General features: G+C 70.8%; 9 protein-coding genes. 4 read left to right on the forward strand and 5 right to left on the reverse strand.

The window, feature by feature from the left end; translation table 11 throughout:
• Positions 1 to 70: 70 nt before the first annotated feature.
• Positions 71 to 1165, reverse strand: a complete 1095-nt coding sequence (locus tag NE234_RS18230; RefSeq protein WP_252781518.1) for a PDDEXK family nuclease — start codon at positions 1163 to 1165, stop codon at positions 71 to 73.
• 119 nt (positions 1166 to 1284) lie between these two features.
• On the opposite strand from NE234_RS18230, the gene NE234_RS18235 reads away from it, so the two are divergent.
• A complete protein-coding gene (locus NE234_RS18235; RefSeq protein ID WP_252781519.1) occupies positions 1285 to 1932 on the forward strand; it encodes a DUF6928 family protein in 648 nt (215 codons plus the stop codon).
• 174 nt (positions 1933 to 2106) lie between these two features.
• Here the strand turns inward: NE234_RS18235 and NE234_RS18240 are convergent, their stop codons facing one another.
• Positions 2107 to 2454: a hypothetical protein gene (locus tag NE234_RS18240; protein WP_252781520.1), complete on the reverse strand. Its 348-nt coding sequence runs from the start codon at positions 2452 to 2454 to the stop codon at positions 2107 to 2109.
• A gap of 194 nt (positions 2455 to 2648) precedes the next feature.
• Complete coding sequence (locus tag NE234_RS18245) at positions 2649 to 5450, reverse strand: P-loop NTPase fold protein (protein ID WP_252781522.1); 2802 nt, start codon at positions 5448 to 5450, stop codon at positions 2649 to 2651.
• 277 nt (positions 5451 to 5727) lie between these two features.
• Between NE234_RS18245 and NE234_RS18250 the strand changes: the two genes are divergently transcribed.
• The gene (locus NE234_RS18250) at positions 5728 to 6570 is read left to right on the forward strand and encodes an alpha/beta fold hydrolase (protein WP_252781524.1); all 843 of its coding nucleotides are present in this window, start codon (positions 5728 to 5730) and stop codon (positions 6568 to 6570) included.
• Positions 6571 to 6583: 13 nt separating this feature from the next.
• A complete protein-coding gene (locus tag NE234_RS18255; protein ID WP_252781525.1) occupies positions 6584 to 7303 on the forward strand; it encodes a hypothetical protein in 720 nt (239 codons plus the stop codon).
• Positions 7304 to 7389: 86 nt separating this feature from the next.
• Here the strand turns inward: NE234_RS18255 and NE234_RS18260 are convergent, their stop codons facing one another.
• Entirely contained in the window at positions 7390 to 8052 is a 663-nt protein-coding gene (locus tag NE234_RS18260; protein WP_252781526.1) for a helix-turn-helix transcriptional regulator, read from the reverse strand.
• Positions 8053 to 8143: 91 nt separating this feature from the next.
• Entirely contained in the window at positions 8144 to 9853 is a 1710-nt protein-coding gene (locus NE234_RS18265; protein ID WP_252781527.1) for an FAD-dependent oxidoreductase, read from the reverse strand.
• A 139-nt stretch (positions 9854 to 9992) separates the two neighbouring features.
• Here NE234_RS18265 and NE234_RS45365 point away from each other — a divergent pair, with 139 nt between their 5' ends.
• Positions 9993 to 12848 carry a helix-turn-helix transcriptional regulator gene (locus NE234_RS45365; protein WP_252781528.1) on the forward strand — a complete coding sequence of 952 codons (2856 nt, stop codon included), beginning with the start codon at positions 9993 to 9995 and terminating at the stop codon, positions 12846 to 12848.
• The last annotated feature ends 57 nt before the right edge of the window (positions 12849 to 12905 follow it).

The raw sequence follows: 12905 nt of genomic DNA on the forward strand, positions 1-12905 counted from the left end.
CTAACGCGAACTTCACAGGATCCAGAGCCGCACCATACGCACCGCTACCGGCCTCGGCCCGAGTCGTTGGTCAGTGGCCCGACTGTTCCGAGGACGCTCTGCGGCGCGCCGCCTCCTCGTAGGCCTTCCTCAGGAGCACGAGCACCTCGTCACTGATGTCGCTCTTCAGGTAATTGTTCTGACCGATCTGACCGGGAAGCCGCTCCTCCAGGAGGGCCAGCGTATTCGGCGCCTCGACTTCGATGACGGAGCGTTGCGGGCTGACATAGGCGCCCTGGTCGTTCCAAATGGTGAACATTCCACGGCTCTGGCCGGGGAGACGCGGGTTGAGGACCCAGCGGCCCTTGCCCACGGTGGTGAAGAGGGTGGCCAGGCCGTCCGACTGCAACCGCTCTGCCCACTCACATAGGCGACCCAACGTTGCGCGATGAGGGGGATCAGCGCTTTGGATGCTGTCACGGAAGAAGTCCGACCCTGGGACCGGCTTGACCGGCTTGGCTTCCCGTTGAGTCCCCGACGGCCGAACCGACGCCGCCGGGGCACGCTCCGGCTCGACCAACTGCGGGACGAGCACCTGGCTTCCCCGCACGTCGTAGGCCTTCACCGTCACCAGGTCGATGTCCAGACGATCGTTGGTGACGGTCTGCAGGTACCCGGCGAGCTCCACCAAGTCCGGCGGCGCGGTATCGAGGACCACGACACAGCGGGCATTCCCCTTCTCCAGCTCGTCCGCCATACCGTTGCGGAAGGTATCGATCTCGAACGAGCCGTCACCGATCTCCGCTGCCACCGCGTCGGCGATGGTCGTGTATCCGCGTTTCGCGACATGAGGTTGCATGAGCTCCTCGAAGGCGGTCGCCGACAACCGGAAGACGTAGGAAGCGTAACTGAGGACCTGCGCGAAGACGGTTCTCCGATCCGAGTTGGCAGCGAGTTTGACCTCGATGACAACTGGCCGCCCGCTGTCGGCATCCACCGCGACGAGATCGGCGTATCCGTTGCCGAGCTGCACTTCCCGGCCCAGCATCACCAGTCTCGGCTGACCGGGCAGCGGCAACATCGCGGGAGCACGTTCAATGCTGTCATGAAGCGCCTGCTCATTGGCGTACGGCTGAGCCGGAAGAGGGACCAGCCCTTTTCCTTCGTCATGCCAGATACCCGTCACCCAAGCTCCTTGGCCGCCGACCACCGCTCGTCACCGCATCGTGCCGGTATCGGCACCATGCGGCAAGCTCTCGGTGGCGGTCTGTAAGGTGCGCGGGTAACGACGCCGAAGGGGTCGCGGTGGGTGCCAAGGACTGGATGTTGATGTACGCCGACAGGGACATCCGACCGGTTCTTCGATCGGCGCCTCCCATCGACCGGGACGCCACCGTGGCGTTGGTGGAACGGCTCCACCCGGGCCGCCGAGTGTCCTGCATGGGGGACGGCACTCTGTTCGAGCACGCCAATCCGCCCGGCCACCACGTCTACGCCGGTTGTTTCGCCGATCTCACCATCGTTTGCAGCGGTGAAGTCGCGTTGGATCGGCCATCCACACTCGACCGGCGGTTCCTGGAGGAGGCGGCGGGGCGAACGGTCTACCTGCACGCAATGCACAGTGTGGTCGGCTGGTTCGCCTACGCCGTCTGGGACGGCGCCGGTGTTCTCCGTCGTTCCCTGAGCGTGTCCCCCGATGACGGGATCATGGAGCACTTCGGCACGCCCATGGAATTCGAAGAACCGTACTGGGCCGGTGAGCATCCTTTCAGCGTCGACGAGAATGACGACCTGCCACCGCATCCAGTTTTGTTCAATCCGCTCGACCTCGCGGAGGACGCTTTGCGTTTCCTCTTCGGCTTCAACTATGAGGGCGTTCACCATGACGACGATCCCGGCCTAGGGGACATCGTACTCATGGGTTTCGTGATCGGCCCCCATTCGACCCACTAATTCGGTCACCTCCGCCCGGGCGAGACCGGCCGGGTGACCGCTGTCGTCGACAACCGGCTGAGCCCTTCCTCGACCTCACCCGTGATCGTCAATGTCCTGCCGGACGTCCAAGGCGCCGTGGTGGTCGACCCGCCGAACCTCCCCCGGCCAGGCGGGTCGGCGAAGATGTTCTCTTCATCGCACGGTGGCCTCGGTGTGTGGCGCACGTGTGAGTGCGAGGATGCTTCCGGCCACGCCGATGAGGATGATCGCGACGGCGGCGCTGATCCCGCCCGCGCGGTTCCAGTACACGTCCTTCAGCTCGATCAGCAACGCGGCTTCGTCGATCACCAGGGCCAGCCCGATCCCGAAGGCGAGGCCCATCCAGGTCCGCCAGACGGGAGACCTCTCGACGAGCCCGCATGCGCCGACGGCGATCAGCAGCAGAATTCCCCAGATGTAATGGTGAATATGGACACGACCGACGTGGACGTTGCCCAGTCCCGCGACGTGAACGTGGATTGCCCAGGTCAGCGCGCGCAATCCGGCAAATGTGGCGGTAAATCCCCACCAGGAAAGGATCAGACCCCGCCGCGTGGGATGGACGTGTCGCAACCGACGTGGACGCCGAGGCGCGTTCTCGGCTGACCGATCATCCGGGGAATTCGACGCTTCACCACTCACCCGACGAGCCTACTGCCGCCGCGACGCATTGAACTGTCGGCGGACGCGGTACGTCATGTCGGCCGGAGGGGTTCATCGGCCGACGGTTGTGAGCCTCTTGGGCGCGTGCCGCAGCAGGCCTGGATGAGCTCCGCGGTGAGTGGGCCGCCGTGCCGGAACGTAAGGACCTTGTTGACGGCCGGGTCCCTGAAAAGGTCGCGGAGTTCGGCAGGAACATCGGCTAGATCGTCGAGGTGTCCGCCGAGCAGACCCACGTCTGTGGGCCGGCGGCGCAGGTGATCGGCGAGGCCCGGCCAGCGTGTCTCGACGATCGTCCAGAGAGCCAGCGGTTCGGTCCGGACGGGGTTCCCTTCAAGCGTCCGGACGGCACGGAGTGTGGTGTAGGCGTTCACGAAACGCTTCATGCTGCGGGGATTCGGGGTCATCAGAGCAGCGAAGCGTTGCAGGCTGTGTTCGGTCGCGGCGGTGACCTGCGGCGTCGTGAGGCGTTCGACGGCGGCGCCGGCGACTCTGTCGCGGATCTCGGGGCTGGCACGCCGCAGAGTCTCTAGGATCTCGGTCTCAGAAGAGCTTCGCCGCAGATCATTACGTACGGTCGCCTCTTCGGCGGCCAGGCGTTTCGCGACCTCCGACGCAGTCCGAAGTCGGAGCAGCTCGCGCAGATAGTTCTCGCATCCGGTTCGATCGATTACGGGCACCGGGACACGTAGCTGGAATATCTTGTCCAGGAACAGGTAGCCGAGAGGCCGTCCAGGCTCAGCCACGGTCCCGGCGAACTGCTCGTAGGCGATCTCGTAACTCTTGCGAATCCAGGCGCCGTCGGCGGCCACGACGAAGTGCGGTGCCACAGCCTCGTCTCCGCGACCAGGTCGGCCGGAGGCATCCCGAATCAGGGTCTGCACCGCATCCAGCAATTCCACGACATAACTTTGCGGACAGCGATCAAGATCGTCGATGAAGAAGATCACCGGTCGCCGCGCCCGACCGACGAGCCATGCGAAATGGTCCGCGACGCTCTGCATCGGGTTGGGGTCCGACTGTTCGAACAGCTTGGCCCCACGGGCAGAGTCCCAGAAGAAGAACCGGCCGGCGATCAGGATGCCGGCCCCGAAGGTGCTGATCACCGCTAGCACCGCTGTCACGGCCTTGCTCGCGTCACCTGCGGACTTCAGGGTGAGATGCGATGGCCGCAACGCCAGGAATGCCACGGCTGCACCGATCAGCAGGACCACGGCGGCCGCTACGAAGGGTCTGCCGACGCGGTTCAGCCGGATCATGGACTCTGCCAGCCGTAGCCGCAGGCGCCCCCAGCCGCCCAGCCCACGCCGGATGTCATGCCGAAGCGCCGCGAGAAGCGCCCACCACGGCGGGCCGACGCGGGACTGCCGCCAGGCGTTGAACTCCACGGCGGCCCAGTCCTGTTCCAGATCGGTACGCAGGAAGTTCAGCAACGAGCTCTTCCCGATCCCCCAGGGCCCGTCGATATGGACCAGAAAGGAGGTCTCCGGCTCGTCCGCCTGGACGCGGCGCAGCCGGTCGCCCAGTGCCTCGGCCAGCGGTCGGCGGCGCAACAGGTCCACACGGGCCGGGGCGTCGGATTGCCACTCCACCTGCTCGGCCAGTTCGGTGAGCGCCCAAACCCGAACGGTGCCGTCATCGCCTCCGCTGATGGCCACCGGCCGCCCGTCGAGGGTGGCGGACGTGACGGCCCGGACGGGCCCGGCATGGAGGCCGATGACGCGGCCGCGAGCGGGCTCCGCGTACGGGTCCCACGCCCAGATCGTGCCGTCGTCACCAGCGCTGAGGACCACAGGTCCGCCGGCCAACACGGCGATGTCCACTGCGCGCACCGGACCAACGTGTCCCGGCAGCACGCTGAGCTGCTGCTCGGTGGCCAGATCCCACACCCGTACGTCGGCGTCCCTGCATCCACTGACCGTTAAGACACGCCCGTCGAGAACGGTGGCCATCGCGACCGAACTCACTGAGTCGGTGTGCCCGGTCAGCTCGGCGATCGGTGCCCCTGATTCCGCATCCCAGACGCGCACTGTTTCATCCGCACTGGCGCTCACCGTCAGGGCACGCCCATCGACCTGCCCAAGGGCCACACCGTTCACCCACGAGCCATGCCCTATGAGCGGCTCGCCGACGGGTGCACCCGACACCACGTCCCATCGCCTGACGGTGTTGTCATCCGCACCGGTCACGGCCATGAGACGGCCCCCGACCGTAGCGGTGGCGACCGCGTTGATCGGAGCTGTATGGCCGGTCAGTCGCAGCGTCCGCCGGGCTTCGGTTCCGAGACCGAATACATGGATCTCTTTGGCATCGCCCACGCTGACGATGACATCGTCATCCTTCACGCGGGCGGCGGCCACCCCCCAGACCGGTCCGGGATGCTCGGCGACGCGCGTCAAGAGGCCGTCGCCGACGCCTAGGTCCAGAGAGACGATCGAGCCGTCCTCGCATCCGGCGACGACAACGGTCCGATCTCCGCGGGTGAGCCGAGTGAGCGCGGTGACCGCGGAGTCGGTCTGGAAGGTTCGGAGCGGCACTACCTCGGCGTCGCGGATCAGGTCCGGGCGGTCGGCCCCGAGTACGGCGTGCAGCCGCATCCAGCGATCCCGCCACTCGTCCACGTCACCGCCGCAGGCTCTGACGAACGCGAGCGTTACGTCCAGAGTCGGCAGTCGGCGCCCGGCGGCGGCCGCCGCCAGAGTGGAGGCCGAGTAGTTGGCTCCACGAGCGAGTTCCCGGAAGGTCGGCGTTCCAGGAGCGTTAGCCCGCAGTTCGCGGAGCGCGAGGGCGAACTGTTGCAAGGGCCCGTCCGGAAGCGGCGTTTCTCGCCTGGCCATTCACACCTCGATCGCTCGATCTGGGGCTGCGCCGCACGCGGACGAGGCGACTCACTCACGGTAGTGATCCCTGACCGAATGGGTCAATGTGCGCTGATGGCCGGCTCTGGAACCACAGTCCAGCACGACCCGCGTGAGGCGATCGCGCGTCGGTGTGTCCGCCGGGGCGACCGCGGTGGCACGTTCGGTCATTCCGTCGCCGTCGCCGCCCCGCGCGAGGCCGTCGGACGGTTGTACTGAGGGTCGACTTCGCAGGTAACGGCAGCAGGAGACTCTCATGTCGGATTTCACTCATCAGACCGCGCCGACGCGGTTCGCGGAGGCGGGGGGTGTCTCGTACGCCTATCGCCGGTTCGGCTCCGGCGGCGACGTGCCGCTGGTGCTGCTCCAGCACTTCCGCGGCAACCTCGACAACTGGGACCCGGACCTGACCGATGCCCTCGCCGCGTCGCGTGAGGTGATCCTCGTCGACTACGCCGGCGTCGGCTCGTCGAGCGGCGCGCCGTCGGGGTCGGTCGCCGAGACCGCGCGCCAGATCATCGCCTTCACCGAGGCGCTCGGCCTGGAGCAGGTCGACCTGCTCGGCTTCTCCCTCGGCGGGTTCGTCGCCCAGGAGATCGCTCTGGTGCGGCCACGGCTGGTCCGGCGGCTGGTGCTGGCGGGCACGGGCCCGAAGGGTGCGCCGGGGATGCACGCGTGGCGGGCCGACATCGAGTCGCACGCCCGGGCGCAGGTCAACGACGCGGACGACCTGCTGTACATCTTCTTCGCCCACACCGAGACGAGCCAGGCGCTGGGCAGGGAGTTCCTCGGCCGGATCTTCCGGCGGACCGAGGACCGCGACGCGCCGACCACCGTCGCGGTGCGCGACGCGCAGTACGACGCGATCGTGGAGTGGGGCATCCCCGACCACGCGGCGTTGCAGCGGCTGACCGGCATCCGGATGCGCACGCTGATCCTGCAGGGCGACGACGACCTGATGATCCCCACCAAGGGCAGTCACACCATGGTGGGGCTCATCCCGGACGCGCGGATCCGGATCTACCCGGACGCGGCGCACGCCTCGCTGTTCCAGTACCCGGCCGAGGCCGCCAAGGACATCAACGAGTTCCTGGGCTGAAAGGGAGAGAACCATGTCCGACCTGCTCGACGACATCCTGGCCGCGTACGGCGGCCGTAAGGCATGGGAAGAGGCGCGGCGGATCAGCGCGCGGCAGTTCTTCGGCGGCGTGCTCTGGGAGATGAAGGGCCATCCGGGCGCGCTCAACGACGTACGGGTGACCGTCGACCTGCATCGCGAGCACACCCGGCAGGAGCCGTTCTTCGCCGACAGGCACTACACGAACTTCACCCCGGATCGGGTCGCGGTCGAGACCGGTGACGGCGAGGTGGTGGAGGAACTGCTCGATCCGCGGGCCTCGTTCGCCGGGCATGAGTTGACGACCCCGTGGACCCGGCTGCAGCTCGCCTACTTCTCCGGGTACGCGATGTGGACGTACACCACCGAGCCGATCTCGCTGACGTTCCCGGGCGTCACGACCGAGGAGATCGACGGCTGGACGGAGGACGGCCGGAAGTACCGGCGGCTGGCCGTCACGTACCCGGAGAGCATCGCGACCCACACGCCGCACCAGATCCTCTACGTCGACGAGGACGGGTTGATCCGCCGGCGTGACTACACGGTCGACATCGCGGGCAGGACGCCGGGCGCGCAGTACGCCACCGCGTTCACCACGGTGGACGGGCTGGTCGTCGCCACGAGCCGGGTCATCTACAGCAGGGACGAGCACGACCGGAAGGTGCCGGAGCCGGTGGTCGTCTCGATCGACCTCGAGGACGTCACCGTCGGCTGAGAACCGGCCGCGGCGGCCGGGCGGGCCGCCGCGGCCGGAGCGCGGTGTCGTCGGTCGATCGACGTATGCCGGGGACTCCGGGCCGCTCAGATGACGCCGTAGCGCATCGCGTGGGCGATGATGTGCGAGCGGTTGCGCAAGCGGAGGCGGCGTGTGATCCGGTGGATGATCCCCTTCACGGTGCGCTCGGAGTAGCACAGTCTGGCGGCGATCTCCGTGGTCTCCAGCCCTTCGGCCATCAGCTTGATCACCTCGACCTCGCGCGGTGTCAGCCCCGAGGCGTTCAGCCCGGCGTCGTCGAGCACCTGCCGCTGCAGCTGCCGCAGATGCTTCAGCAGGTCGCCGACGAGCGGAGGCGGCAGCATCCCGTCGCCCGCGGCGACGGCGACGACCGTACGGGCGAGCCGCTCGGCGGTCACCGCCGCCCGCGGCAGCACGGCGTGCGCCCGGCACTCCACCGCCAGCAGCAGTTCCGACTCGCTGATCTCGTCGACCACGAGCACGACCGGCCGGCCGGTGGCGGCCGCGGAGCGACGCAGGGCCGGCGCCACCCGGCCGTCCAGACGGTCCGCGGCGAAGACGAGGACGTCGCCGCCGATCTCGTCCTCGGCGAGCACCCGGAGTTCCGGCCGGTCGGACAGCAGCACGGTCAGCCCGGCGAGGGTCAGCGAGTCCGTGGCGCGCAGGGATACCGCGATCGGCTGCGCCGGCACCGGCGTGCGCGGCGCCGGGGCGACGGCCTGGGTCATGGGGTCCTCCTCAGCAGCTTGCTGCGGCAACACTGCCGCGCTCGCGCCCCGGAGGCATACGTCGATTCACTGGCGGTCGCGCCGGCGGGCGCTACCGGCCTCGTCTCCGGGCCAGCGCCTGGTGCACCGAGCGCACCGCGCCGGACCCCTCGCCGACCGCGGCGGCGACCCGCTTCATCGAGGACAGCCGTACGTCCCCCGCGGCGAACACGCCCAGAACGCTGGTCTCGAACGGCAGAGGGCCGGGGTCCAGGCCACGCCACCGCTCCCCCAGGTCCTCCCTCGCCAGTTGCGCGTCCGTGCGCACGAAGCCGTCCGCGTCGACCGCCGGCCCGCGCAGCCACGACGTCGCCGCCACCGCGCCGATGAAGCTGAACAGGCCGCGGCAGTCCACCTCGCCCGTCGCGCCCGTGGCCGGTGAGATCACCGAGACGGCGTCCAGCCGCTCGTCGCCGTGCAGCGCCGAGACCTCCGTGCCGGTACGCACCGTGATGCGCGGGTCGGCGTGGACGCGCTCGACCAGGTACGCCGACATCCGCGCGCCGAGATCGGCCCCGCGTACGAGCAGCGTGACGTGACTCGCGTAGCGCGCCAGGTGCAGGGCGGCCTGTCCGGCCGAGTTGGCGCCGCCGACGACGGTCACCGGTTCACCGGCCACGGCCTGCGCCTCCAGGTCGGTCGCCGCATGGTAGATCCCGCAGCCGACGAAGTGGTCCCACCGTTCGATCGGCAGCGACCGGTACGCGGCACCCGTGGCGATCAGGACGGTACGGGACCGGATCTCCGTCCCGTCGCCCAGGACCAGCACCTGCTCGCCGCCGTCGGAGCGCAGCGCCGTGACGGCGCACGGGCTGGCGATCTCGGCGCCGAACTTGAGCGCCTGCACCGCCGCCCGGGTGGTCAGGTCGAGGCCGCTGAGGCCGAAGGGGAAGCCCAGGTAGTTCTCGATGCGGGCGCTCGTGGCGGCCTGCCCGCCGGTGGCGACCCCGTCGAGCAGGAGCGTGCTGAGGCCCTCGGAGGCGCCGTAGACGGCCGCGGCGAGGCCGGCCGGCCCGGCGCCGACGATGGCGAGGTCCATGGTGCGCCGGCCGGAACCGCGGTAGGTCAGGCCCAGCCGCTCACTGAGCATGCCCGGCGTCACCCGGCGCATCGTCTCGCCGGCGGTGAAGGCGACGGGCAGGTCGGCCGGGCCGAGCCCGGCCTCGCGCAGCGCGGTGCCGCCCGGCGCCGAGGCGCTGTCCACCCACAGGTGCGGCAGTCCCTGCCGGGACAGGAAGACCCGCAGGGCCAGCCCCTCACCGGAGCGTGGATCACCGACGATCCGAGTGGACTGCTCGGTGCTCCACCGCAGCAGCCGGCGCCGGGCGAGGAAGGCCCGCAGGATGAGGTCGCCGAGATCGGTCTGCTGCGCCATCAGCCGCCGGAACGACCGCTGGTCGATGACCTGGACGGTGCCGGGTTCGACGACGCGCACGGCGAGGGTGCGTGTCTGGCCGGTGAGCAGGCTCAGCTCGCCGGCGAAACCCCCCGGACCGTACGTGAGGAACGCTTCGGCACCGGCGTCGGCCGTACGGAACGAGGCCAGCGTCGCGGTCGAGCAGAGGATCAGGTCGCAGTTCGCATCGCCGACCTCGTAGAGCCGGTCGCCGGCGGCCACCGTCCGCCGCACCCCGTACGCCGCGGCCCGGGCGTGTTGCTCCTCGTCGAGATGGCGGGTCGCGACGGACAGCAGGTCCTCGGCGTGCAGCCCCAGCTCCGGGAACGACGTCGGAGGCGTTGGGTTCGTCTCGGTGCTCGTCACGTGCTGTGCCCTTCCGCCTCCGGTGTTCCCGGCAACGGTGGCAGGTCGGCGTGCGCGCGGGCCGCCCGCCGCGCGTATCCGCCCCTCAGGGGCAACGGCGATTGCCCGAACCGACGGCGTCCGCCCTAGAATCCGTCGAGTGTCACCTCTTCCCACCTGCGACGATCCCGGGAACGGGCCGATCGTCGGGCGGGATCGCGAGCTGGCCCGCTGCCAGGAGCTCCTTTCCGCGGTCGGGCCGGGCGGGCAGGCCGTCCTGATCGAGGGCGAGGCCGGCATCGGCAAGAGCACGCTGGTTGACGCCGTGGTCCGGTTGGCCGCCGCGCAGGGCTTCCGCGAGCTGCGCTGCACCGGCGTGCAGAGCGAGACCACCTACGGCTTCGCGGGCCTCCATGAGCTGTTCCACCCCGTGCTCGATCGCCTCTCCGCGCTCCCGGACCGGCAGCGGCAGGCCCTGGAGGTCGCGCTCGGGCAGGCCGACGGGCCGGCGCCGAGCCGGCTGATGACCGGGCTCGCCGCGCTCGGCCTGCTCGAGGACTACTCGGCCGAGCAGCCCGCGGTCGTCGTGGTCGAGGACGCGCAGTGGCTCGACGCCTCCACCGCCCAGGCCATCGCCTTCGTCGCCCGGCGCCTGTCGAACGCCCGGGTGCTGCTGATCGTGACGATGCGGACCGATGCCGCCGAGCGGGCGATCGAGGCCCCCGAGGGCGCCGCGGCCGGCCTGATCCGGTCGATCCCGCTGGCGGAGCTCCCGCTCGGCCCGCTCACCGAAGAGGAGTCCGAGCGGCTCCTGCGCGAGCAGCGGCCGGAACCCGACGAGGGCACCCGCCGGCTGATCCTCGCCGAGGCCGTCGGCAACCCGCTCGCGCTGACCGAACTCGGCCGGGCGCTCACCGGGCACCCGCCGCCGGGCGGCGTCGTCGGAGACCGGTGGCTGCCGATGACCCGCCGGCTGCAGCAGGCGTTCCTCGCCGGAGCGTCCCGGCTGCCCGAGCGCAGCCGGCGGATGCTGCTGCTCATCGCCGCGGCGCCGGAATCGTCGCTGCGCCAGCTGATGACCGCCGCGGCCCGCGCCGGCCTGAGCCTGGACGACCTCGCGCCGATCGAGAAGGCCCGCCTCGCCACCGTGGCCGGAGACCAGGTGGTGCTGCGCCATCCGCTGGTCCGCTCCGCCGTCTACGGCGCCGCGTCGTTCGCCGAACGGACCGCCGCCCACCGCGTCCTCGCCGACACCGCCACCGACCCCGACCGCGCCGCGTGGCACGCCGCCGCGGCCGTCCCGGACCACGACGACGCGGTGGCCGCCGCGCTGGAGGCCACCGCGACCCGGGCCCGCGACCGCAGCGCGCTCGCCGAGTCGGTCGCGGCGTTGCGGCGGGCCGCCGCCCTCTCGTCCTCCGAGCCCGACCGTACGCGCCGCCTCGCGGCCGCCGCGGAGATCGCCCGCCAGGCCGGCGACGTGGCGGGCAGCGCGCTGCTGGTCCGTGAGGCCCGGTCGGCGGCGACCGACCCCGACGTGCTCGCCCACCTGGCGCTCACCCAGGTCGCCCTGACCAACAGCGCCGCCGTCCCAGGGCACAGCACCGACGACCTGCTCGACCTCGCCGCCCGGCTGGCCGGCCCCCGCGGCGACGGCAACCGGACGCAGCGGCTGCGCGTGCTCGCCACCGCCGCCACCGCGCACTGCGTACACGGGTTGCCGGACGACCTCCGCGCCCGGCTCCGGCAGGCCATCGACGCGGCCGCCGGCGATGACGGCGGTCTTCTCGCGCTCGTCGGGCGGGTGCTGCTCTACCCGGCCGAACACGCCGCCCAGGCCCGGAGCGAGCTGCCCGGGCTGCTGCGCGTCATCCGGGACGCCTATCTCTCGGACGAGGCCAGGAGGTGGCCCAGCCGCCCGCAGATCATCATCGGCGCCGGGCTCATGGCCGAGGCCGTGCACGACCTGCCGGCCGCGTTGGACTGCTGGAACCTGGGCGTGGAGTACTCCCACCGCACAGGCGCCCCCGGAGACGAGGCCTGGGCCCTGCGCGAGCGCGGCATGATCCGAATCGGTCTCGGCCGGCTGCAGGACGGCCTGGCCGACGCCGAGATGGCCCTGCGGATCGGCGCCGACCTCGGCCTGCGGGTCACCGCGGCGGACGCGGCCATCGCCGCGGCCCGCGCGTACGCCTGGCGCGGCGACAACGCCCGCGCGCTCGCCGCGCTCGACCGCGGCGAAGAACTGGCCGGCGCCGACGGCCCCACCTTCATCAAGGCCCGGGCGAGCTGGGCGGCCGGCCTGGTCGCGCTCAACGAGCGTCGTCACGAGGACGCCTGGGCCGCCCTCAATGCCGCGCAGGCCCACACCTTCACCGGATGGTGGGCGCTCGCCGACCTGACCGAGGCCGCGGTGCGCACCGGCCGTACCGCGCAGGTGACGCCGCTGCTCACACGAGCGTCCGAGGAGGCCGCGGCGTTCGCCAGCCCGTACCTCGACAACCTGGTGCGGCGCGGCCTGGCGCAGGTCCAGCCGGGTTCCGGCGCCGAGGAGCACTTCGAGGCGGCGCTGGCGACCGCCGGGGACAACCCGAGCACGCTGGAGATCGCGCGCACCCGGCTCGTGTACGGCGAGTGGCTGCGCCGCCGCCGTCGCATCGTCGACGCCCGCGAGCAGCTCGGCGCGGCCCTGCGGGTGTTCGAGGGCGCGGGCGCGTCCCCGTGGGCCGAACGCGCCGCGGCGGAGCTGCGCGCCGCCGGTGTCGTGTCCGCCCCGCCGACGGCCACGCGGGAGGCGGGTCGCCGGGCCGTGCCGGACGCGACGGCCGTGCTCACCGCCCAGGAGCTGCAGATCGCCCGGATGGCCGCCGCGGGCATGACCAACCGGGAGATCGCCGACCGGATCTACCTGTCGCACCGTACGGTCGCGACCCACCTGTACAAGGTCTTTCCGAAGCTGGGCGTCAGCAACCGGACCCAGCTGCGCGCCGCGCTGGAGCAGGCCGGCGCGGCGTGAGGCCGGCCGCCCGGCCGTTCCGACCAGTCAAATGTCGGATACCTCGCCGGTGACCGG

It is taken from the genome of Actinoallomurus rhizosphaericola (assembly GCF_024055675.1).
Classification (GTDB): Bacteria; Actinomycetota; Actinomycetes; order Streptosporangiales; family Streptosporangiaceae; genus Actinoallomurus; species Actinoallomurus soli.